General features: G+C 66.9%; 22 protein-coding genes. 5 read left to right on the top strand and 17 right to left on the bottom strand.

Annotated features, from left to right (window positions below; genetic code table 11):
* The first annotated feature begins 81 nt into the window (after window positions 1-81).
* Window positions 82-2451 (top strand): UDP-galactopyranose mutase, encoded by a 2370-nt coding sequence (glf, locus tag CVN68_RS00515; protein WP_233503497.1) that lies wholly within the window; start codon window positions 82-84, stop codon window positions 2449-2451.
* Window positions 2452-2510: 59 nt separating this feature from the next.
* Here the strand turns inward: glf and CVN68_RS22905 are convergent, their stop codons facing one another.
* Together CVN68_RS22905 and CVN68_RS00520 are read right to left on the bottom strand one after the other, a co-directional pair.
* A complete protein-coding gene (locus CVN68_RS22905) occupies window positions 2511-3005 on the bottom strand; it encodes a hypothetical protein (RefSeq protein ID WP_158298636.1) in 495 nt (164 codons plus the stop codon).
* A gap of 163 nt (window positions 3006-3168) precedes the next feature.
* On the bottom strand, window positions 3169-3555 hold the full coding sequence (locus tag CVN68_RS00520; protein ID WP_158298637.1) for a hypothetical protein: 387 nt from the start codon (window positions 3553-3555) through the stop codon (window positions 3169-3171).
* Between the two features lie 394 nt (window positions 3556-3949).
* Here CVN68_RS00520 and CVN68_RS00525 point away from each other — a divergent pair, with 394 nt between their 5' ends.
* Complete coding sequence (locus CVN68_RS00525) at window positions 3950-5563, top strand: MFS transporter (protein WP_100280476.1); 1614 nt, start codon at window positions 3950-3952, stop codon at window positions 5561-5563.
* Between the two features lie 89 nt (window positions 5564-5652).
* On the opposite strand, the gene CVN68_RS00530 is transcribed toward CVN68_RS00525, so the two are convergent.
* From CVN68_RS00530 to CVN68_RS00555, 6 genes are read right to left on the bottom strand one after another with little or no spacing between them, the layout of a single operon-like run.
* The gene (locus CVN68_RS00530) at window positions 5653-6531 is read right to left on the bottom strand and encodes an RDD family protein (protein ID WP_100280477.1); all 879 of its coding nucleotides are present in this window, start codon (window positions 6529-6531) and stop codon (window positions 5653-5655) included.
* Window positions 6524-7516 (bottom strand): stage II sporulation protein M, encoded by a 993-nt coding sequence (locus CVN68_RS00535; protein WP_233503498.1) that lies wholly within the window; start codon window positions 7514-7516, stop codon window positions 6524-6526. Before CVN68_RS00535 ends, CVN68_RS00530 begins: the two co-directional genes overlap by 8 nt.
* Window positions 7513-8784 (bottom strand): DUF58 domain-containing protein, encoded by a 1272-nt coding sequence (locus CVN68_RS00540; protein WP_233503499.1) that lies wholly within the window; start codon window positions 8782-8784, stop codon window positions 7513-7515. The genes CVN68_RS00535 and CVN68_RS00540 overlap by 4 nt, the downstream gene beginning before the upstream one ends.
* A gap of 23 nt (window positions 8785-8807) precedes the next feature.
* Window positions 8808-9764 (bottom strand): AAA family ATPase, encoded by a 957-nt coding sequence (locus CVN68_RS00545; RefSeq protein ID WP_100280480.1) that lies wholly within the window; start codon window positions 9762-9764, stop codon window positions 8808-8810.
* Window positions 9751-10899: a DUF4350 domain-containing protein gene (locus CVN68_RS00550; RefSeq protein ID WP_100280481.1), complete on the bottom strand. Its 1149-nt coding sequence runs from the start codon at window positions 10897-10899 to the stop codon at window positions 9751-9753. The genes CVN68_RS00545 and CVN68_RS00550 overlap by 14 nt, the downstream gene beginning before the upstream one ends.
* Window positions 10896-11510, bottom strand: a complete 615-nt coding sequence (locus tag CVN68_RS00555) for a hypothetical protein (RefSeq protein ID WP_100284127.1) — start codon at window positions 11508-11510, stop codon at window positions 10896-10898. Before CVN68_RS00555 ends, CVN68_RS00550 begins: the two co-directional genes overlap by 4 nt.
* 291 nt (window positions 11511-11801) lie before the next feature.
* Between CVN68_RS00555 and CVN68_RS00560 the strand changes: the two genes are divergently transcribed.
* On the top strand, window positions 11802-12425 hold the full coding sequence (locus tag CVN68_RS00560) for a hypothetical protein (protein WP_158298638.1): 624 nt from the start codon (window positions 11802-11804) through the stop codon (window positions 12423-12425).
* A 54-nt stretch (window positions 12426-12479) separates the two neighbouring features.
* Here the strand turns inward: CVN68_RS00560 and CVN68_RS00565 are convergent, their stop codons facing one another.
* The 4 genes from CVN68_RS00565 to CVN68_RS00580 all read right to left on the bottom strand — a co-directional run bounded on the left by CVN68_RS00565 (window position 12480) and on the right by CVN68_RS00580 (window position 15503).
* Complete coding sequence (locus CVN68_RS00565; protein ID WP_100280483.1) at window positions 12480-13343, bottom strand: hypothetical protein; 864 nt, start codon at window positions 13341-13343, stop codon at window positions 12480-12482.
* A 35-nt stretch (window positions 13344-13378) separates the two neighbouring features.
* Window positions 13379-13732 carry a hypothetical protein gene (locus CVN68_RS00570; protein WP_100280484.1) on the bottom strand — a complete coding sequence of 118 codons (354 nt, stop codon included), beginning with the start codon at window positions 13730-13732 and terminating at the stop codon, window positions 13379-13381.
* Window positions 13729-14076 carry a hypothetical protein gene (locus CVN68_RS00575; protein ID WP_100280485.1) on the bottom strand — a complete coding sequence of 116 codons (348 nt, stop codon included), beginning with the start codon at window positions 14074-14076 and terminating at the stop codon, window positions 13729-13731. The genes CVN68_RS00570 and CVN68_RS00575 overlap by 4 nt, the downstream gene beginning before the upstream one ends.
* 107 nt (window positions 14077-14183) lie before the next feature.
* Window positions 14184-15503 carry a replication-associated recombination protein A gene (locus CVN68_RS00580; protein ID WP_100280486.1) on the bottom strand — a complete coding sequence of 440 codons (1320 nt, stop codon included), beginning with the start codon at window positions 15501-15503 and terminating at the stop codon, window positions 14184-14186.
* Between the two features lie 395 nt (window positions 15504-15898).
* Between CVN68_RS00580 and CVN68_RS00585 the strand changes: the two genes are divergently transcribed.
* Window positions 15899-16507, top strand: a complete 609-nt coding sequence (locus tag CVN68_RS00585; RefSeq protein WP_100284128.1) for a PadR family transcriptional regulator — start codon at window positions 15899-15901, stop codon at window positions 16505-16507.
* A 64-nt stretch (window positions 16508-16571) separates the two neighbouring features.
* On the top strand, window positions 16572-16895 hold the full coding sequence (locus CVN68_RS00590) for a DUF2218 domain-containing protein (RefSeq protein ID WP_100284129.1): 324 nt from the start codon (window positions 16572-16574) through the stop codon (window positions 16893-16895).
* 31 nt (window positions 16896-16926) lie between these two features.
* Here CVN68_RS00590 and CVN68_RS00595 read toward each other — a convergent pair whose 3' ends face one another.
* The 5 genes from CVN68_RS00595 to CVN68_RS00615 form a co-directional block, all read right to left on the bottom strand.
* Entirely contained in the window at window positions 16927-17595 is a 669-nt protein-coding gene (locus CVN68_RS00595; protein WP_100280487.1) for a response regulator, read from the bottom strand.
* On the bottom strand, window positions 17592-19007 hold the full coding sequence (locus tag CVN68_RS00600) for a DUF4118 domain-containing protein (RefSeq protein WP_158298639.1): 1416 nt from the start codon (window positions 19005-19007) through the stop codon (window positions 17592-17594). Before CVN68_RS00600 ends, CVN68_RS00595 begins: the two co-directional genes overlap by 4 nt.
* A complete protein-coding gene (locus CVN68_RS00605) occupies window positions 19004-20914 on the bottom strand; it encodes a potassium transporter Kup (protein WP_100280489.1) in 1911 nt (636 codons plus the stop codon). The genes CVN68_RS00600 and CVN68_RS00605 overlap by 4 nt, the downstream gene beginning before the upstream one ends.
* Before the next feature lie 105 nt (window positions 20915-21019).
* Window positions 21020-21433, bottom strand: a complete 414-nt coding sequence (locus CVN68_RS00610; RefSeq protein ID WP_100280490.1) for a hypothetical protein — start codon at window positions 21431-21433, stop codon at window positions 21020-21022.
* Window positions 21434-21471: 38 nt separating this feature from the next.
* Window positions 21472-22632 (bottom strand): glycosyltransferase family 4 protein, encoded by a 1161-nt coding sequence (locus CVN68_RS00615; protein ID WP_100280491.1) that lies wholly within the window; start codon window positions 22630-22632, stop codon window positions 21472-21474.
* Window positions 22633-22727 lie beyond the last annotated feature (95 nt).

Raw genomic sequence — 22727 nt, forward strand, 5'->3', positions numbered from 1 at the left:
TGACTGAAATTGTTATACTTCAGGAACCCGAATCAGGTCCGAGGGTTCTAGGCTCGTTCATCAACGAGCAAGGTTTCCCGCATGATCGAGCAGCGTATCGATACTCCTCTTTTCTTTCCCGAGGATGCCGAAGGCGCCAAGGGTACTCTGCTTTGCTTCAGCCATCTGCGCTGGAATTTCGTTCTCCAGCGCCCGCAACATCTGATGGCCAGATTTGCGCGGGATTGGCGCGTATTGTTCTGGGAAGAACCTGATTACGGCGCTGCCGAACCGCGTCTCGATGTCACGATGTGCGAGAAAACCGGTGTCATCGTGCTCGTGCCGCAACTGCCCGCCGGGCTGAGCCCCGCCGAGGAGATGGCCGCGCTCAAGGCGCTGGTCGACCAGGCAATAGACGAAAACCCGGCCGGGCCGGTGCTGCGCTGGTATTATACGCCGATGATGCTTCCCTTCTCGGAGCATGTCGCCGCCGCGTGCGTGGTCTATGATTGCATGGACGAGCTCGCCAACTTCAAAGGCGCGCCGCCCGAGCTGCTGCCGCTCGAACAGCGGCTGATCGAGCAAGCCGACCTCGTCTTCACCGGCGGCTACAGCCTCTATGAGGCCAAAAACGGACGCCATCCGGGGGTTCATCCCTTTCCATCGAGCGTCGAGGCGGCGCATTTCGCGGCGGCCCGTGCTCCGGGCGCCGAGCCCGCCGATCAGGCGGACATCCCCGGTCCGCGGCTGGGCTTCTACGGCGTGGTCGACGAGCGGATGGACCTCGCTTTGCTCGCGGAACTCGCCGATGCGCGGCCCGAATGGTCGCTGGTGATCGTCGGCCCGGTGGTCAAGATCAGCGAGAACGATCTGCCGCGTCGCCCGAACCTGCATTATCTCGGCGGCAAGCAATATGCCGAGTTGCCCGATTATCTGCGCGGTTGGGACATTGCGCTGATGCCGTTCGCGATCAACGAGGCGACGCGCTTCATCAGCCCGACCAAGACCCCCGAATATCTCGCGGCGGGCTGTCCGGTGGTTTCGACTCCGATCACCGATGTGATCCGGCATTATGGCGAGATGGAAGCCGTCGAGATCGCCGGGTCGCCGGCCGAATTCATCGCCAGTTGCGAGTCGGCGCTGGCGCTGTCGCGAGGCTCGGAGTGGCTAGGCCCGGTCGACGCGATGCTCAAGACGATCAGCTGGGATCGCACGTCCGCGGCGATGACCAGTCTGATCGAGGAAGCGATCGCGAAGCGCGCGCATGTCCGACCGGTGGTCTCGCCGGTTGTCTGGCCGGCCGGGCGGACGCAGGCCTATGACGTGATGGTAGTCGGCGCGGGCTTTGCCGGCGCGGTGATGGCCGAGCGGCTCGCCGTCGCCGGCAAGCGCGTGTTGGTGGTCGATCGGCGGCCGCATATCGCGGGCAACGCCTTTGACCGGCGCGACGATGCCGGGGTGCTGATCCATCAATATGGCCCGCACATCTTCCACACCAATTCGGCCGAAGTGTTCGACTATCTGTCGCAATTCACCGAGTGGCGGCGATATGAGCATCGCGTGCTCGCCGAGGTGGACGGCAAGCTGGTGCCGATGCCGATCAACCGCAATACGCTCAACCTGCTCTACGGGCTCGATCTCGAGACCGAAGAGGAAGCCGCGGCATTCCTTGCCTCGCGCGCCGAGCCGGTGGAGGTGGTGCGTACGTCGGCGGATGTGGTGATTTCGGCGGTGGGCCGCGAGCTCTACGAGACCTTCTTCCAGGGCTATACGCGCAAGCAATGGGGAATGGATCCGTCGGAGCTCGACAAGTCGGTCACCTCGCGCGTGCCGACGCGGACCAACACCGACGATCGCTATTTCACCGATAAATTCCAGGCGATGCCGGCCGAGGGTTATACCAGGATGTTCGAGCGGATGCTCGATCACCCGAACATCGATCTGCTGCTGGGCGTCGATTTCTGCGAAGCACGGGAGGCCTATCCGCACCAGCACCTCGTCTTTACCGGCCCGATCGACGAGTATTTCGGCTATTGCTACGGCAAGCTGCCCTACCGCTCGCTGCAGTTCCGCCACGAGACGGTCGATGCCGAGCAGCATCTGGCGGTGGCGGTGGTCAATTACCCGTCGGAAGATGTGCCTTACACCCGGGTCACCGAGTATAAGCACCTCACCGGCCAGGTGTGCGACCGGACCAGCATCACCTACGAATATCCCAGTGCCGAGGGCGATCCTTATTATCCGATCCCGCGCCCCGAAAACCAGGCGCTGTTCAAACGCTACGAGGCGCTCGCGCTGGCGCAGCCCGATGTGAGCTTCGTCGGGCGGCTGGCCACCTATCGCTATTACAATATGGATCAGGTGGTGGGGCAGGCGCTGGCGACCTACCGCCGCCTCGCGGCCCGCTGGGCCGAGCAGGAGGATGAAATGGCGGCGGAGAGCGTCGCGCTGCCGGCAACCCAGGCCGCCTAGGTTGGGGACTCATAAACGACCGCTTTCGGCGCAAGGGCTGAACGACCGACTATGGGTGGTTAGCTGCCGCTCAAAGGCGACAGCACTGAAGCGCCTCTTCGCGGTCGCAAACGGATTGCGCCCCAAGCCGCTGCCGCTGCGAGGAGCCAGTAAATGACCAGATTCATGCCCACGCCGGATAACAGGTAGGCTTGGACACTCATCGGCAAGGTGGTGCGAGCAGAAGGATATGCATAGCACTCCGTCCACTCGCCTCGCCAGAACGACAGGATAAGACGGTCAGCGGGAGCCTTCTTGAACGACGGATCGCAGTCGTTTGGGATTTCGGTTGATGATCGTATGAGAGGGCCGACGTCGCCTGTATTTCGCCAACCGCCAGGTTCGTTTGCAGGTAGCTGCCCATTATTGTCGATGTAAGCTGCGGCAGTTTTGAACTGCTGATAATAAGCTCGGTCTTTGGCGGCTTGCGAAGGAAGCATGAGCGGGATGGTCCCGCCGACGAACGCGAAGAACACCGCGACGAGACCCAGCAGTAAGCAGAAGATTATTCGCATACATCGGCTCCTCCACGCGGGGATGCCCTTTGCAGCGGATGTCCGCAACTGGGCGGTATCCAGCCCGCTTCCGGCGTCCGCTTTGCCGACTACCAATGTCCGGGACTGGGTGGAAAGCAGACTGTCGGCTTCCAAGGCGTCAGATCAAAAGGCGGACAGGTATCTATTGGTCCTGAGGAAGCGACCAGCAAGCAGGCAGATGCGCGAAATAGCCCCATTCGCTCCACCGCGCGTTTTCGTTTCCTGCCGCCCTTGAGACCAAACCCCATTCTGGCGGATCGGGAAATCCATGCCATGCAAGCTGGATCAGCAATAACTGTTCGTCGCCATGCTCAGCGAAATATTCGACATCGCGAGATACGAACCACTGCTTCTCCAATCCAAACAGCTTGCCGTTGGGAACGATGCTGCGAATTGCCTGCCATTGGATCGGCTTGACAGAGCGTTCGCGGTAACCTTCAAGTTGTCTATCAGCGACCTCGTCGCACGCGTCCCACGGCGCGGCTTCCCAGTCATTAGCCGCGCTGTTCATCCGTTCACTCTGGCGCATGGCTCGTTCCCGAGGCTCGGTCACCAACTGGACGGATGGCCGGTTACTGGCAAGTTACGATGCCTCCCTCGCTTCTGCAAATGGGGCGCTAGCGGACCGGCAGCTTTTTATGAGCCTACGGCCTAACTCCGCCAGCGGAGACAGAGGGTTTTCGGGGAGAGTCTTCAGTCGCACCGCCCTCTTGTCTGCAGGACGTCGCGCGCCTGCTGCCGATCGGCCTGGTTTTGGCTAAGGAACCGCACGTTCCGGGGATATCCGCGCTGCAAAAGCCGTTCGGCGTGTGACAGGTCGGAGGACGGGCGGCGCGGTGCGCGTCGCCCGACGGGTCCGGCAGGCATAGCGGAGGAGCGCGGATGGGCGAACGGCATCGAAGCGGTCCGGGCGTCTTTTAGGCATGCTGGCCCCGCAGAGCAGCGTCACCGAAGGCGAGCTTCGGCGCGGGCTGCGCTATCTGCTCGTCGACGCCTCGTTCGCGACCGCGATCGGGGCGCTGAACAGCGGCGTGGTGCTGCTCGCGCTGGCGCTCCACATCGGCGCGAGCAACCTCGAAATCGGCCTGCTCGCGGCGATCCCTTTGTTTACCCAGATCCTGCAGGCGCCGGCGGTGACCCTGGTGGAGCGCCTCCGCACCCGGCGGCGGATCTCGGTCGCGTGCGTGTTCGTGGCGCGGCTCGCGCTACCCGTCTATGCGGCAGTGCCGTTCATCCCCGATCGGGGGCTCGCCGCGGGCGTGCTGATCGCCGCCGCGCTGCTCCATTACGGACTCAACGCAGTGGGCGCGTGCAGCTGGAACAGCTGGATGCGCGACCTCGTGCCCGCGGACCGGCTCGGCCGCTTCTTCTCGCGCCGGACGATGTACGGCACTGCAGTGAGTGCGCTGGCGACCGTGGGCGGCGCGCTCGCGCTCGAGCGTGCCGGGAGCGACCGCGCGACCGGCGATTACATCTTCGCGACGCTCTATTCGTTCGGCTTCGTCTGCGGATTGGTGAGCACTGCGGCGCTCGCCCGCGTGCCCGAGCCGCGCATGCCGGCATCGAGCGAAAGCGTGCCCATCTACCGGCTGCTCGCCGCGCCGTTGCGCGATCGTAACTTCCGCTCGATGCTGGGCTATCTGGCCAGCTGGCAATTCGCAGTGAACCTCGCGACGCCCTTCTTCACGGTGTATTTCGTCCGCGAGCTCGGGTTCAGCATGGGCTTCGTGCTGGTGCTGAGCTTCATCAGCCAGATCGCCAACCTGGCAGTGATCCGCGGCTGGGGCGTGCTCAGCGACCGTTTCGCCAACAAATCGGTGCTGGGCGTCGCCACGCCGATGTTCATCCTGTGCGTGGCGGCGATGGCGTTCGCGAGCGAAGTCGAGGGGCAGACATTGCGCGCTGCCTATCTGGTGGTGCTCCATGTCTTGATGGGCGCCTCGGGCGCGGGCGTCGGGCTCGCCTCGGGAAACATCGTCCTGAAGCTCAGTCCGCCGAGTGGCGCGACCGGGTTCATGGCCTCGAACGCAATGATATGCGCGGTCGCGGCGGGAATCGCGCCGGTGATAGGCGGCTGGGCGAGCGACTTCTTCGCCGCGCGCCAGTTGAGCCTCGCGCTGCGCTGGGCCAGCCCGTCGGGCGCCAGCGAGTTCGGGGTGATGTTCACCCATCTCGAGTTCTTCTTCCTGATCTCGGCGATGCTGGGGTTCAACACGCTGTACCGGCTGGCGATGGTGCAAGAGCCGGGTGCGGTGGGCAGTCGCCAGGTGGTCGCGCACATCCTGTCGGCGACGGCGCGGACGCTGGGCAATGCGTCGTCGGTGTCCGGACTACGCAACGCGATGGTCTTTCCGGGCGGCGAGCTGATCAAGCTGCGCGAGCTGCGCATCCCGCTGCTGACGAACCTGCAACACATCGTGCGCGAGCGCTTCGGCTGGGGCTCTCGCGAGTCTGTGCTCGGCTCGATGATCGACGCGAGTTACGAAATGCCGGAGCCAGAACCTTCGCTCGAAGATCTGCTGGCGCGTCTGAAATAAGGGGCGGGTATCGTGAGAAAGTCGCGGCATCGCCTTCCGGCCCGCGCGAGGCACGACGGCTTGCGCCCGGACGGTGCGTCCAGATCGGATTATGTCGCGTCGTGCTTGTCGCGCCGGCGCTTGCCGAACAGCATGCCGCGTTCGAGACGCGTGCAGAGCGCCGCATAATAAGCGCGCAGGAACGCCAGTTCGTCGCTTTCGTCGCCGGCCCAGCCGATACGCGCGCGGATCGTGCGGGCCACGACGATCATCGCGAGTTCGTCCTGTCTGCGCAGCACGTCCTCGAGCTTCTGGAGTTCGAATTCGCCGTAAGCCGCGAGCTGCTGATCGGTGAACGAATAGCGATCGGGCGCATCCACGCCGAGCACGCTGGCGCCGAGCCTGCGCCGCGGCAGCCGGACGACCCAGGTGCCGGCGATCAGATCGCCGACCCGCATATGATCGCGGTTGAACAGCGGAAAGAGCAGGAAGCCGCCGCTCCACAGCAATCCCGCGGCCGACATCGCGAAGCCGGCGAGCCCTTGGCTGGTCTCGTAAGCGAGGAAGGAAAGCGGCAGGAAGAATTCGAGCTCGCGCATCGCGTTGCGCGCGACGACTGCGTGTCCGGAAAGGCGTCGCCCGTCGCGGGCGACCACACGCAGCTTCATGACGCGCTTTCCGATCGTCGCCGAACGGGTGCCGAGCTCGAACGCCGTGAAGTAGAAGTTGCGCAGCACGAAGAACCCCAGCAGCCAGGTCGCGGCAAGGGTCTGTAGCGCCGCCTGCCCGCCGCCGCTGGCGACGCCGATGAACAGAAAGATCGTTACGAACGTAAATACGAACAGCAGGCCGACGATGATCAGCAAGTCGAGCACGAAGGCGCCGGCGCGTTCGCCGACGCTGCCGAGGCGCAGGCCGAGATCGACGCCTTCAGGCGTGACGAATTCGCGAACATCGTTCCTGGCGGCTGTGGCGCGGAGATCAGCCATCGGCGCTCTCGCGCAGGGGCAGGCAATAGAAATAAAGCAGCCAGCCGAGCAGCGCCGCTCCGCCGATCGCGGCGCGCGCCACGTCGCTCTGCACGACCTGGCGGCCGACGCCTTCGAGCAGCCCGGCGACGCCCAGCATCACCACCACGCCAAGCATCACGATCGCCGCAGTGCGGCCCGCCGCGACGGCTGCGTCGCCACGTGACGACCGGCCGGGAAAGGCGACCGCCATGCCGATGTGCAGCCCCGCGGCGCCGGCGAGAGCGATCGCGAACAGCTCGGTAGTGCCGTGAATCGAAAGCCACGCAGTGAGCTGTAGCCCGAGGCCTTTCGAAACGTAGATCGCGAGGAAGGCGCCGAGGATGCAGCCATTGTAGAGAAGCAGCAGCACCGTCGGCACGCCGAACGCGAAGCCGAGCGCGAAGCACATCAGCGAGACCTGGCTATTATGCGTGAACAGCATCGCCGCGAACACCGCGAGCGCTCCCTCGGAATGATAGAGCACCGCGCGCAATTCGTCGGCCGACGACTGGGGGCCGCGCCCGCCCGCAAGATCGGCGGGGACGATCGCGTAGAACCACGCCGGATCGCGGATCACCAGCAGATAAGCCGCGACCGCGCCGACCATCGTCAGCAACACCGCGACGAGGGTCTCGCGCCCGATCCTGCGGATCGCCTCAGGCCACGCCTGTGCGAAGAAGCCGCTCACCCGGCGCCATAGCGGCGGCTGGACGCCGTAGAGGATGAAATAGGCGCGGGTGGCGAGCGATTCGAGATAGGCCACCAGATCGACGTCGAGCGAAGTCTCGCGTGCGACCGACAGTGACGACAAAGTGGCGCGATACAGCACCGGAAGTTCGAACAGATCCTCGTCGCTCAGCGAGGGCGCGCGGCCACGCTCGATGCGGTCGATCAGCGTTTCGAGCCGTTCCCAATCGTGCTGGCGCGACGCGCGGAAACGCCCGCCGCTCGGGTCCGCGTTCACAGCAAATTCCTTCGCTTGAAGTCGAGATATTGCCGCACCAGCGCGGGGCCGACGGCGTCGTGTGCCGCTTCGAGCACGTGGATGCCGAGATGGCGCAGTCGCGATACGACGATCCGGCGCTCGCGCAACATTGCCGCCGCAGCGACCGCGCGCGAAACATCGTCGATCGCCCGCGGCTCGGCCGCGGCGATGGCTTCGAGCTCCACATCTTCGAGGATGACGAACAGCACGAGATGTCGCTTCATCAGGCTGGCGGCGGCGCGGATCATCAGTTCGGCACCGGCCTGGTCGGTGAACTCGGTGAACACGACGATCAGCGAGCGGCGCGTCAGATCGCCTGCCAGCGTGGCGAGCGCGAGGGTGAAATTGGTCTCGGCCGTGCTATAGTCGAGCTCGCCGGCGAGCCGCTGCATCAGCGGAAAGGCGCGCGTGCCCGATACGGTGCCGGATGCGATGCGCGGCTTCGAATCGAAACCGAACAGGCCGACGCGGTCCCCCAGCTTGAGCGCGGAATAAGCGGCGAGCAGCGCGGCGGTGATCGCGCGGTCGATCCGCGGCAGGCCGGCGACGGGCTCGCACATCGCGCGGCCCGCATCGATCGCGAACACGATCTGGTTGTTGCGCTCGATCCGGTTCTCGCGCGCGACCAGCTTGAGGTGGCGCGCGCTGTGGTTCCAGTCGATCGAGCGGCGTTCCATCCCCGAGCGCCATTCGGCGAGGGCGTCGAATTCGCTGCCCTCGCCGCGATCGACCCGCATCATCTCTCCGATCTGCGCGTCGCGCAGCAGCATCGTCGCCGCATCGCGCACCGGGCGGATGTCGGGGGTGATCACGACGCCCCGGTCGAGCGGTTCGACGCGCTGGCGCCAGATCAGCCCGAGCGGCCCGGTCCAGCGGCTCCAGAGCTCGCGCAAACCATCCGATCCGCGGCGGATCGCAGTGAAGGCGATCAGTGCGGTTTGCTCGTCGGAGCGGATATGGACGCGATCGTCGGCGAGCGGCGCAAGCCGCGGTCCGGTGGCGATCGCCAGTTCGATCGTGCCGGGCGACCGGACGCCGCGCTCGACGGCGATCTCGACAACCAGCGGCGCGCCGATCTCGATCGCGCCGGGGCAGTGCAGCCGGATGTCCGGCGGCGGAGCGGCGAACAGCGCGTCGAGTCCGATCAAGGTCAGGACGAGCGGCACCCAGATCAGCCCGACGAACCAGAGATGCGGCGCGACGACGCCCAGCAGCAATGCGAGCGGCGCGCCGGCCGCCAGCAGCATTGTGCTTCGTCGCGTCGGGCGTATCAACGCGGCGCCTCGACCTGCTCGACGAGTGCCGCGATCACTGCATCGGCCGAGCGGCCGTCGATCTCCGCGGCCGGGGACAAGAGGACGCGGTGCCGCAGCGCCGCGGGGGCGAGGCGCTTGACGTCGTCGGGCAACACGAAGTCGCGGCCGTCGAGCGCGGCATAGGCGCGTGCGGCGGCGGCGAGCGTCGCGGCCGCACGCGGCGAGGCGCCGAGTTGGAGATCGCCCGTGCTGCGCGTGGCGCGGACGAGACGGACGACATAATCGACGATTTCATCGGCGAGGCGGTTGACCGAGACTGCATCGGCGGCGGCGCGGATCGTCGCGGCGTCGGCAACGCGAGTCACTCCCCAATCTTCGGGATGCGGTGTGCCGAAGCGATTGCCCATCGCCGCGACCAGCCGTCGCTCTTCTTCTGCCGAAGGGTAGCCGACGACATATTTGAACAGGAACCGGTCGAGCTGTGCCTCGGGCAGCGGATAGACGCCCTGATTCTCGATCGGGTTCTGCGTGGCGACCACCATGAAGCGGTCGCTCAGCCGATGATCGACGCCGTCGATCGTGACCGTGCGCTCCTGCATCGCTTCGAGCAATGCCGCCTGCGTCTTGGGCGGGGTGCGATTGATCTCGTCGGCGAGCAGCAGCTCGGTGAAGATCGGCCCGCGGGTCAGCGTGAAGGACGAGGTCTGGAAATTGAACAGGTTGGAACCGAGAATGTCGCCTGGCAGCAAGTCTGGCGTGAACTGGATGCGACCGTAATCGAGCCCCGCCGCGCGCGCGAAGCATTGCGCAAGGAAGGTCTTGGCAGTGCCGGGCGGCCCTTCGAGCAGGATGTGACCCGAGGCGAACAAAGCGACCAGCATCAGCTCGACGGCGTCGTCGAGGCCGACCACGGCCTTGGCCACTTCGCTGCGGATCGCATCGCCGAGCGCCTTCACTTCATCGATGTTCACGCGTCACGGTCCTCTTCCAATGATAAAGATCGCGCGCTGCATCGAGCAGGCGGCGCGTGTCGGGAGCATCGGCGGCGCGGGCAGCCATGCTCGAAAAGGGTTCGCCGGCGGGGTCGAGGCGATCGAGATAGTGGTCGAGTGCGTCGCCGCTCAATCCCGCCGGCGCACCGGTGGCCAGAGCGGCGGTCTCGCGGACGAGCGCCCCATAGCGCTCTCCGGTCCGGTGGCGGCGCCGGGCGAGGCGTAGCAACGCTGCGCCGTTGTCGGCGAGCGCGCGCTTGCCGAAGGCAAGGCCGCGCCCGGGTGAGGCTGCCGGTCCGAAGCGCAGCATCGCGTGCCAGCCCGCCAGCAACGCCGCGACGAGGACGCACAGCGTGAGCGGCAGGAACGGCGCCTCGAACGCGAGCTTGAGCAGGTTTGGATTCCGCCCGAAGCCGTGCAGCGTGAGATCGAAGGCGACAGCATCTTCGGTCGCACCGAGTTCGTCGAGGATCTGCATCGCCCGCTCGGCGCCCTCGCGCGTCGCGAGTCCCTTATTGTCGAACAGATCGGGATCCGCGGTGATGGTGAGCAGGCTATCGCCGTGGGAGGCGACGAGCGTGGCACCATGCGGGTCGGTGGACACGGGCTCCAGCCCGGTTCCAGAAATCGTGCGCAGGCCGTGGCCGGCGGGGCTTTTGATGGCGACCTGAACGACTTCCGAAATCGGCAGCGCAGCCATGAACTCCGGAATCGTGCTGGTCGCACGCACCCATTGGGGGTTGTTGGGCAAGGGCGCGGTGACCCATTTCGGCAAGATCACGAGCGTGGATAGCCCCTGACGGCGCTCGAGGATGCGTTTGACCGCGGCGGGGTCGGTTCCCGGGCCGGGGGTCAGGATCACGAAGCTGGCATCGTCCAGGTCGGCCTCGCTGCGCACCATGCGCGCTTCGCCACCGGTGTGCTTGACCAGATCGGCGAGGCCCGCAAATCCGACTGCCGAGGTCGACAGCGCGTGCGTGCCGCCATTGCGGGCCGGCCGCAAGTCGTCGGCATAGGCGAACAGCAACAGGAATGAGAGGAAGCCGACAGTTGCGAGTGCGACGAGGGTCAGCATTGTGCGCGCAGCGAAGGCGGGGGTCGAAGCGCCGTTCATTTCCACGAACCCGGCAGGGCGAAGGCGCCATATGCCGCCCGGGCTTCTTCCCAGTCGGCGCGCGCAAGACTGCGGCCGGCGAACAGGCTCCGCTCGACCGGCGCCGCGAGCGCGACGAAAGCGGCCCGAACGCGTTCGGGCAGCCCCGCCATGGCGCCGATCTCGCGGCTGGTGAGCGCCGGGCGGAGCAGCCGGGGCCGATTGCGGGCGATATCCTCGAGGCCGCGATGGAGCAGCAGGCGGGCGGCTTCCTCATAGCGGCCTTCGGCGGCCATTGCGTCGGCTTCGGCGAGCAGCGCGCGCGCCACTTTTTCCTCAGGTCGCCAGGTGGAGATTTCACCTTCCGGCGCGGCATGCGCATCCGTCTGGCCCCGCTTGTGCAGCAGGCTCCGCACGATGAGCCACAGGATCGTCGCGGCACCGAGCGCAACCAATGTCCAGAAGATCCAGCCCATATAGGGGCCGAGCGGCTCGAGCGCGCGTCCAAGCCAGCGCAGCCATGCGGGCACCTCCGGGGGCTTGGCGGCCGGCAGCTCGAACTGGATATCGGTCCGCGCGCGCAGCTTCGCATGCGCGGCCGCGACCGAGTCTGTCGCGGAACCTTCCGCCATTGCCTTGATCGCCCCCACGCCGCGGACGTAACCGATCCGGCTCGGCCTGAAAAGCCGTTCAGACTGGACTTCGCACCCAGTTTCGGTTCACGTTCGGGCGTGGCGAGATCGTTCGCCCGTGAACAAGGGGGAATTATGGCCGAAGCTGGAGAGGGGCGATACGAAATCGCCAGCGTCATTTCGCGATCGTTTGAAACAGTCAGATCGAATCTGGGGCTGTTCGCCGGACTCGCGCTGATCTTGTCCGGAGTGCCGGCCTTTGCCCTGAATCTCTGGCAAACTAGCTTCGGCGTGAATCTCAACGCGGCGCAACCCGATTTCAGCGCGCTCCTGAGTGCGGCATATCTCGGCCCGCTGTTCGTGGGCTGGCTGGTCGCAATGGTGACCAACGCGGTGCTTCAGGCGTCGCTCACCCGCGCGACCGTGACGCATCTGTCGGGCGAGAAGCCCGTTTTCGCGCAATGCCTGACAGTCGGCGTGTCGATGATCCTGCCGATGATCGGTATCGGTATCCTGCTGGCGCTCGGCGTCGGTCTCGCGATGCTGCTGCTGATCGTGCCGGGCATCATCCTGTGGTTGTGCTGGTCGGTAGTGGTGCCGGTCTATGTGCAGGAGAAGGTCGGCGTGATCGAAGCTTTCGGGCGCAGCATGGCGCTTACCGAGGGTTCGCGCTGGCGGATCTTCCTGACGATGCTGCTGGTCCTGGTCGGACTTTGGCTGCTCAGCATCCCCGTGGGCCTGTTGACCGTCGCGGTCGCCGCGACCGGATCGGTCATTGCTGTCTCGCTGGTCACCGCGATCGTCAGCGCGCTGGGTAGCATGGTGATGGTGACGGTGCAGTCGTGCGTCTATGTCGAGCTGCGCAACGTCAAGGAAGGCGTGGCGCCGGCGGACCTCGAGGCGATCTTCGCCTGAAGCGGGTTCGACGCCCGGGAAGCCGTCGCTTCCCGGGCGTTCGGACCGATCGGGTCAGGGCACCCCGAAGGTCCAGCCTTCGGTTTGCGCGAGCTCTGGCGTGAGCAGCCGCGGTGACCAGAGGTTTGATTGCACGGCGGCGACGCGCAGCCATGCGGCCGAGAGCATCGCATCGGTGGCGTGGTCGTCATAACGGGGCAGGCGACGGTGCGGAGCCGACCCGAACGCGGCGAGCATCGTATCGAGAGTCTCGCCATCGCGGATCTTGGAGATGCCCTTGCGCATTCCGGCGAGGCGGGCGGCGAGCGCCGTATAGATTTCGACCAGCACCGGGCCGGTTTCGGGGACGGGATCGAAGGGCCACAACCCGATCTTGCCGCGCAGCCGATGCAGCACGCGCATGCCGGTGAGGCTCGATTTGCCCACCTGCGAGGCACCGACGAGATTGAAGCAGCTATAGGGCGATAGCCGCATCGCCTCCTGCCCTTGTTCGCAAACCCGAAAACGACCCCGGCCCGGGGGGAAGAGGTCACCGCAATCGCCGCGCTGGCGGAAATGACGGCGGGCGTCGGGGTGGTTGACGAAGCTGGTCGCGGCCAGATGCGGATCGTCGGCGCTGAGCTGGTCGACCAGCTTCCAGAGCGCGGGGCCGTCAGCGGGCGACATATCCCAGCCGGGGAAATAGGCGCCTTCGTCGTGAACGGGGAAGGCGGGAGAGAGATCGAGCCCGATCAGCGCGCGGGTGCCGTCGGCGGCGAGTTGGTCCAGCCATTCGAGGATGTCCTGCCGCGACCAGGCGCGGTCGACCAGTTCGGGGGCGTCGCTGCCCGCTCGGGCATGGGCGACCGCGAGTCCTTTCGGCCGCTCGGCCGCCTGGCCCGACCAGTCGATGGCAATGAAGTCCGTGAAGGGAGGCACCTATCCTTCCCGCGGGAGGAGCGAGCGGCGCGGGATCATGGCCGCGCTTCCATTCCGGCGGCGGCGCGCTGCGACAGGCTTGCCCGGTCCCACCACGCGCGCGCGATCAGCAGCTTCATTCGCTCGGGCTCCGCGCTCGCGGCATGGACGATCACGGTGGGCCAGCCCTCATATTGCGGCGTCTGCCAGAAGGTCTCGGGATCGGTGTCCTTGAGCACTGCGATCTCCTCGCGCGTGGCGCGAAGCACATAGGTTCCAGGCGCTCGCCCCTGGGAGACGATCTGTCGGCCGCGGACCTGCGGCGAGACCGAACCCCTGGCGCCTGCACCCATCGTCACGCCGGGAAAGGCGCGCGCATGGGCGACCGCATCGTCCCAGTCGAAGCTCAAGGCCGCTCTCCCATTCCCGCGGCCACGCGCTGCGGCTTCTTCGCGCGGTCCCACCAGGCGCGCTGGATGTAGAGGGTGATCCGCTCGCGGCTGCCGGTGCCGTAGCGGACCAGCAGCATCGGATAATTGGCGTAGTGATCCGTCTGCCAGAAGGTGTCCGGATCGGTTTCGAACAGGATCTGCTTTTCGGGATGGGTGACCATCAGGGCGAAGCTGTCCTTCTCGCGTCCGGGCGACATCAGCCCCTTGCCGTTGATCTTGGGACAAAGCGTGCCCCACCAGCTTTCCATCACCACGTCGGGCAGGGTGCGCGCAAAGGCGACGGCTTCTTCCCAATCACCCATCGCTTCACCTTTTATCCGTTATCCCGGCAAAGGCCGGGGTGCCGAATCTCGAGCGATCTCGCCTGTGGCTCTGGATCCCGGCCTTCGCCGGGATGACGAAAATAGAGTCAGCCATCGCGGCGCTTTTCCCGCATCTCGTCCCACCACGCCATGCGCTCGGCGATGCGCTTTTCCATGCCGCGATCGGTGGGGGCGTAGAAGGTCTGCGGGGTCATCTCGTCGGGCCAGTAATTGTCGCCCGAAAAGCCGCCCTCGGCGTCGTGATCGTAGGTATAGCCCTTGCCGTAGCCGATCTGCTTCATCAGCTTGGTCGGCGCGTTGAGGATGTTCTGGGGCGGCATCAGCGACCCGGTTTCCTTCGCCGAGCGCCACGCCGCCTTCTGCGCGGCATAGGCCGCATTCGATTTGGGCGCAGTGGCGAGATAGAGGCACGCCTGCGCGATCGCGAGCTCGCCCTCGGGCGAGCCGAGAAAGTCGTAGGTATCCTTGGCCGCGATGCACTGGACGAGCGCATTGGGGTCGGCGAGGCCGATATCCTCCACCGCCGCGCGGGTCAGGCGGCGCAGCACGTAGAGCGGCTCCTCGCCGGCGGTCAGCATCCGGGCGAGATAATAAAGCGCGGCCTGCGGGTCGCTGCCGCGGATCGACTTATGCAGCGCCGAGATGAGGTTGTAATGGCCCTCGCGGTCCTTGTCGTAGACCGCGACGCGGCGCTGGAGGAAATCGCCGAGTGCCGCGGGCGTCAGCGGCGCCTCGAAGCTGACCGAGAAGAGCGTCTCGGCCTGGTTGAGCAGGAAGCGGCCGTCGCCGTCGGCGCTGGCGACCAGCGCATCGCGTGCCTCGGGCGTGAGGGGGAGGGGGCGATCCTCGAGCGCCTCGGCGCGGTCGAGCAGCTTGCACAAAGCCTCATGGCCGAGCCGCTGGAGGATGAGGACCTGCGCGCGGCTGAGCAGTGCCGCATTGAGCTCGAACGAGGGGTTCTCGGTCGTAGCCCCGACCAAGGTGACGGTACCGTCCTCTACATAGGGCAGGAAACCGTCCTGCTGGGCGCGATTGAATCGATGGATCTCGTCGACGAAGAGCAGGGTCTTTCGGCCGAGCCGGGCATATTCGCGCGCCTCGGCGAAGACCTTTTTGAGATCGGCGACGCCCGAGAAGACCGCCGAGATCGCGACGAAGCGCAGCCCCACCGCGGCGGCGAGCAGGCGGGCGATCGTGGTCTTGCCGGTGCCGGGCGGACCCCACAGGATGATCGAGCTGAGCTTGCCCGCGGCGACCATGCGCCCGATCGCGCCCTCGGGACCGGTGAGGTGTTCCTGGCCGACCACTTCGTCGAGCTGGCGGGGACGCAGGCGATCGGCGAGCGGGCCGCTGGTCGGCACTTCGGCGGGAGCGGGTTGTTCGTCGGTCGCGAAAAGATCAGCCATCGCACCGATAGATAGGCCGGAGCGCTGCGCTTTTACACCGGCGAAATGGAGCTTGGTTGACTCCGCTTGACTCGATTCGCGGTGCATCGCTGAGGCTCCTCTCCCGGTCATGCCGAAGCGACGGCAGCGCGACGGGGATGCGCCGCTCTCGCCACGCACACGCGCCAGCGACGCGGCACCTGTGCGCCCTCGCGCAACACAAACGCACCTGCCACGCGACACCAACGCGCCGCGAACGCGCTTCCTGTCATCGCCCCTTGAATTGCCATGCCTCACCTCAAGACTGCGAAACGGAACATTTCATGAACATTTCCCACAAGTCAATTTTCGGGCTTGCGCTCAGCCTATCAAGATATATCTTAGACGCATCGTGATTCGATTTAGAAGGAATGAACATGCGATTTGGATTTAACCACGGCCGCGGCGAGCGCGGCCAGGACTGTGGCGGCCGGCACGGCGGGCCGCGCGGCGGCGGCTGGGGCCGCGGGGGCTTTGGCGGCTGGGGCATGCACGAGGGCCGCGAAGGCGGCCGCGGCGGCGGGCGCGGACGCCGGATGTTCGACGGCGGCGAGCTGCGCCTCGTCCTGCTCAAGCTGATCGAGGAACAGCCGCGCCACGGCTACGATTTGATCCGCGAGATCGAGGAGCGTTCGGGTGGCGCCTATGCGCCGAGCCCCGGCGTGATCTATCCGACGCTGACCATGCTCGACGACATGGGCCTGGTCGAGGCGAAGGCCGAGGGCGCGCGTAAGGCCTTCGCGATCACCGAGGCGGGCACTGCCGAACTCGTCGCGAAGGCGGCCGAAGTCGAAGCGCTGTTCCAGCGCCTCGCCGAACTCGGCGAACATCACGCACGTACCAGTGGCGGCCCGATTCGCCGTGCGATGGGCAATTTACGCGCCGTGTTGCAGGAGCGACTGGGCGGTTCGGAAGTTGATCCCGATACGTTGCACGCAGTCGCCGACATCCTCGACGAAGCGGCGCGGAAGATCGAGCGGCTCTGAAATGCCGCGACTGGAGATGCTGCGGCGCCGGCTGGGACTGGCACCGCAGGGGAAGGAAGAGACCATGACGATGACGACTGCGAGCGCAACGGCGCTGGTGCCGACTATGAGCGCGAGCAAATATCTCCAGCAATTGTGCAAGCATTGGGAGCACAATCTCGAGGTGGAGTTCACCCCCGAAAACGGCACGGTGATCTTCCCGAAGGATGCGCGCGGCGCCAATCATCCGGGCGATGCGGTGGCGACCTTCAACGTCGCCGAGACCGGTCTGGAAGTGCGGATCGATGCGTCGAGCGACGAGCAGCTGGAAGGTCTGAAGGGCGCCGTGGCGCGGCATCTCGACCGGTTTGCGTTTCGCGAGGCGCCGCTGGCGTTCGACTGGCAATGAGATCCTGGCTTGTGCCGGGATGACGGAAAGGTCAGGGAGCAACCCGGTAGCCGACGCCTGGTTCATTGAGGATCAGAGTCGGGGCGGCGGGCGCCGCCTCGACCTTCCTGCGCAGGGCACGAATGGCGACCCGCAGATATTCGAGGTCCGAGACGTGCGCCGGCCCCCAGACCTGGCTGAGCAATACGCGATGCGTGAGCACCCGGCCGCCCCCGGCGACGAGCGCCGACAGCAACGCGAATTCGCGCGGGGTCAGCTCCAGCAGTTCGCCGTCGAGCGTGGCGCGATGGAATGCCGCCTCGATCCGGAAGCGACCGTAGGCGAGCACCCCGTCGTCGCGCCGGCCCGACCGGCGCAGGATGACGCGCAGTCGCGCCAGCAACTCGTCGCCGTCGAACGGTTTCGTGAGATAGTCATCGGCGCCGAGATCGAGCGCCGCCACCTTGTCGGCGGTATCGAGCCGGGCCGACAGGACGAGAGTCGGCAGGCCACGCGCGGCGAAGCCGGCGACCAGTTCGAGCCCGTCGCGGTCGGGCAGGCCGAGATCGACGATCGCCGCATCGGGAGCGCGCCCGGCAAGCGCCAGCGCGGTCCGCGCATCGGCTGCCTCGTGCGCGACGAAACCGCCGCGGGCCAATATCGCGGCGACGAGACGGCGAATGCCGGGCTCGTCGTCGACCACGAGAATCCCGCCGGTCATGTGGGAAGCCCCCGAGCCGGGAATATCGCGAGCCGCACCGTGAAGCAGGCGCCCCCGCCCGGCGCATCGGCAGCCGACAGGCTCGCCCCCATCGCGGTGGCGAGATCGCGGGCGATCGCGAGGCCGAGGCCGAGGCCGCCCTCGCGATCCCCGCCCGAGATGAAGCGATCGAAGATAGTGGCGGCGACGGCGGGGTCGATCCCCGAACCGTCATCGCACACCGCGAGCTCGACCGCCTCGCCGGCGGCGCGGGCGGCGATCACCACCTCTGCGCGGGCGTGGCGGAGCGCATTGTGGATCAGATTGCCGAGAACGTGGGTAAGCATCACCGCGTCGGCGCGGACCAGCGGCAGATCGTCGGGCAATTCGGTCCTGAGCGTGACCCCCGCCGTCCGGGGCGTGGCGGCGGCGACGATGTCGACCAGATCGACCGGATCGAGACGCACCGGTTGCCCGCTTTCGATGCGGGCGGTGGCGATCAGATCTTCGCTCAGCCGGATGATGCGATCCACTTCGAGGCCGAGCCGGGCGGGCGCATCGCCGTCGAGCTCGGCGAGCCCCGATTTGAGCACGGTGAGCGGCGTGCGGAAATCATGGCCCAGCGCGGCGAGCAGCGCCCGACGAACCGCGTCGCGCTGATCGGCTTCCTCGCGCGCCCGACGCTCGGCCTCGGCGGTCAGCCGGTCGCGCGCCTGCACCCATAAACGGGCGAAGGCACGGGCGACCTCGCCATCGCGCGGCCGCGGATGCGCCCCGGCTGCGAGCGCGAGCACGTCTTCGCCGCCCGGCGCGAGCGGCACGAAGCGAAAGTCGGCGGAGGGCATCACCTCGCTCGCATGCCCGCTCGGTCCGTCATTGTGAAGCGCCCACGCCGCGGCCGCCGCATCGAGCGGGGCGAGCGCGGTGCGCTTCGCGGCGAGATCGTCCCCACGGATCAACTGGGCATCGCCATATCGTTCGGCGAGGAAGGCGAGCGCCATCGCATCGAGCGTGTCGTGGCGATGCGCCTTGGCGAGCAAAGCGGCGAACTCGGCTTCGGCGGCGCTCGCCTCGGCGCGCTCCTGCGCTTCCATCTCGCGGGCGCGGAGGCCCGAGGCGAGGCGGCTGGTCACAATCGCGACGATGGTGAGCACTGCGAAGGCCGCGACATCGCCGAGGCCGTGGATGCGCAGGGTGTAGCGCGGCTCGAGCAGGAAGAAATTGTAGCAGAAGGCGGCGAATCCGGCGCTCGCCAGTCCCGCGGCCAGCCCGGCGCGGGCCGAGACCCAGAGCACCGGGAGCAGATAGAGCAGACCCGCGGCGGCAGGGCCGATCCGCAATGCCTCGATCGTCGCGGCACCGGTGATCGCGGTGATGGCGGTGAGGGCTGCGAGGCCCCGCACGAACGCGGCCCATTGCTCGATGCGGGTCACAATTCGACCTGCGCGCCGAGTTCCACGACGCGATTGGCGGGAATGCCCATGAATCCCGTCGGATCGGCGGCGTTGCGATGCAGGAAGGCGTAGATCGGCATCATCCATCCAGGCAGTCGCGACGCGCGGGCGCGGCGCAGCGTGTTGCGTCCGACATAGAAGCTCAATCCCCCCGCCTGGAGAAGCCCGTCATAGCCGCGCGAGAGATCGCTCGGCAAATCGACCCGGTCCATATAGCCATAACTGAGCGTTCCGCGCACGAAGCGGCCGTCGACCGGCTCGATCACGAGCCGTTCGCCTTCGGGGACCGAGGGCCGGTCGACCGTCGTCACCGACAGGAGCAGATTGCGGGCATGGAGCGCCTTGGCGTGCTTGAGGCTGTGGAGCAGCGCCGAGGGTGCGCTGCGATTGTCCTGGGTGAGGAACACCGCCGTGCCCTCCACGATCGGCGGCGGGCGGCGTTCGATCGACGCGGCGAGCTCGGCGATCGGCACGGCGCGGCGTCCGATGGCCAAGGTCGCCGCATGCTTGCCGGCCATCCAGCTCCAGATCGTGACGCCGATCAGCGCGCCGACCAGCAGCGGCACCCAGCCGCCTTCGGCGACGCGCAGGATGTTGGCGCCGAAGAAGAACAGATCGAGCAACAGCAAAGGCAGGATGAAGAGTGCCGCGCGCTCGGGCTGCCAGCGCCACGCCTTCCACAGGATGACGAATGCGAGGCAGGTGGTGACCACCATCGTGCCGGTGACGGCGATGCCATAGGCGGCGGCCATCGAAGAGCTGGTGCGGAAGGCGAGGACCAGTGCGACGACGCCGGCGAGCAGCAACCAGTTGATCGCCGGCATGTAGATCTGGCCGCGCGCATCGGCGGCGGTCTGGAGGATACGCATCCGCGGCAGCAGGCCGAGCGCGATCGCCTGGCTGGTGAGCGAAAAGGCACCGGTGATCACTGCCTGGCTGGCGATGATCGTCGCCGCGGTGGCGAGGATGACCAGCGGCGCGCGCAGTGCGTCGGGCGCCATCAGGAAGAACCAGTCGGCATTGGCGAAGGGCTGGCCCGCGGCCTGCGCGGTTTCGAGCGTCGACAGCGCCAGCGCGCCCTGGCCGAGATAGTTGAGCGTCAGCGCCGGCCAGACCAGGCCCAGCCAACCGAGCTGGATCGGCCGCCGCCCGAAATGCCCCATGTCGGCGATCAGCGCCTCGGCGCCGGTGACGGTGAGGAACACCGCCCCGAGCACGAACAGGCCGATGGTGCCGTGGGTGGCGAGCAGCGAAATACCGTACCACGGATTGAAGGCGAGCAGGATCCCGGGCTGGTCGGCGATGTGGAGCAGGCCCAGCCCGCCGATCGCAATGAACCAGACGACGCAGACCGGGCCGAACAGCCGCGCTACTTTGGCGGTGCCGTGCGCCTGGACCGCGAACAATGCGACGAGGATGCCGAGCGCGATCCCGATGGTGATCCCGGGCGTGATCGCGGCGCCGAGGCCGGGGACGCTCTTGAGCCCTTCGACCGCCGACAGCACCGAGAGCGCGGGCGTAATGATCGCATCGCCATAGAACAGCGCCGCGCCGATCGCGCCGAGCAGCAGGACGATCCGCCAGCGGCCGCCGGTCGCGCCGTTGGCGAGCGCCATCAGCGAGAGCACGCCGCCTTCGCCATGATTGTCGGCGCGGGTGAGGAACAGGACATATTTGATCGTGACGACGATGATCAGCGCCCAGAGTGCGAGGCTGAGCACCCCGAGGATTTCCGCCGGCCCGACTGCCGCGCCCATCTGCGCCAGCGCTTCGCGAAAGGCATAAAGCGGGCTGGTGCCGATATCCCCATAGACCACCCCGATCGCGCCGAGGGTGAGGAGCGCCAGGCGGGAGCGCCCGGCGGGGGCGGGGGAAGCAGGGGACATTCGGTCGGACTCCACGAGAACGGAGCCTTCCAGATCGGCGACCCGGCGTAAAATCGCCGGGGGCTAGCCGGGGTTGTGGCGTGAAAATCGCGTAAAGCGACGGGCCTAGCCGGGCTTCCGGTCGGCCGGGCAGCGCATCAGGAAATATTGGCGCTTCAGGTCCACCGCTTCCTGCCGCATGGTCTCGAGGCGACGCTGATCGTCGAGCGCGCGCTGGCGATCGTCGAGTGCCAGCTGGCGAAGCGCGAGCGTCTGATCCGATGCGGCGGGCGCCTCCGGCGGCGTCGACGGGCTCTCGCGCAGCGCGCGCCGCCGGTCCGCAGTGGCGACGCGTTCGGCGACGATCTGGACCTGCTCCTGATAGAATGCCGTCACCGCCGCACTGCGCCGCCGCGCTTCGGCCGCAAAGATCGGGAGGATCGTGGCGCGTTCGCAGCGCTCGATCGCGGCGTCGAGCGCCGGCAAGTCGATCGGCTCGACCGACTGGAGCGTGGCGGCCAGAAGCAGGGCGAAGGACATGCGCACGCCATATCCGATACTTTTGCGGAGTGCGAGCCTCAGCGCGGCGGCGCGGCGCGGCGTTCCATGACTTCGAGATAAGTGTCGATCACCTTCTGGTTGATCGCATCCCATTGATAGGTCTGGGCTTTGGCGTGGCCAGCGGTGCCTTGCGCCTTGTGGAGCGCGGGATCGGCGACGAGGCGGGCGATCGCCCCGGTATAGGCGTCGACGTCGCGCGGAGGGACGAGGAAGCCGTTGATCCCGTCCTCGATCAGGTCGACCGCGCCGGTTGCGCGCGCGGCGACGACGGGGATGCCGCAGGCCATCGCCTCGAGCGTGACGTTGCCGAAAGTCTCGGTGACCGAGGGGTTGAACAGGACGTCCATCGAAGCGACCGCGCGGCCGAGATCGTCGCCGCGCTGGAAGCCGGCAAAGGCGGCATCGGGAACCCGCTCGGCGAACCAGTCGCGTGCCGGGCCGTCGCCGATGACGAGAACGCGGTGGCGGACCCCGCGGTCGCGCAAGGCGGCGCAGACGTCGGCGAAGATGTCGAGACCCTTTTCGAGCACCAGCCGGCCGAGAAAGCCGACCGCGAACTCGTCGTCGTGGATGCCGAGGCCGCGGCGCCATGCCATGTCGCGCCGGTCGGGAGCGAAGCGGGCGTGATCGACGCCGCGCGACCAGATGCGAACCGGCCTGGTCACACCCCAGGAGCGGATCAGTTCGGCCATGGATTCGCCGGGAGTCACGACCTGGTCGACGCGATTGTAGAAGCGAGTCAGTCCCTTGATCATCAGCGGCGCGAGGAAGCCGATGCCATAATAAGCCGGATAGGTTTCGAAGCGGGTGTGAAGCGAGGCGACCGTCGCGAGCCCGTTTGCGCGCGCCCAGCTGACCGCGCGGTGGCCGAGTATTTCCGGCGCCGAGACGTGGACGAGATTGGGCTTGAAGGCGGCGAGGTCCTCGCGGGTGGTGCGCGGCAGGTGCCACGCGAATTTATACTCGGCGCGGCCGCCGGGGACGGGGAGGGCGGGAACGCTGACGAGATCGCCGGTGGGCGGGAAGGCGGGAGTGTCGGTGGTCGGCGAATAGATCCTGAGCGTCACCCCCTGCGACAGCAGATAGCCGGCCAGCTTGTTGAGCGCCTGGTTCGCGCCGTCGCGGACGTAATTGTAATTGCCGCTGAACATGGCGACGCGGAGGTCGGACGGTTGCATCGCGGCGCGATAGCGGGGGGAGGAGGAGCGGGCAAGTTCAGGACCCGAAGCCGGGGGCGACCCGGTTGCCGTTCAGCCGCGATCGGCATAGCAAC

Source organism: Sphingomonas psychrotolerans, assembly GCF_002796605.1.
Lineage (GTDB): Bacteria > Pseudomonadota > Alphaproteobacteria > Sphingomonadales > Sphingomonadaceae > Sphingomonas > Sphingomonas psychrotolerans.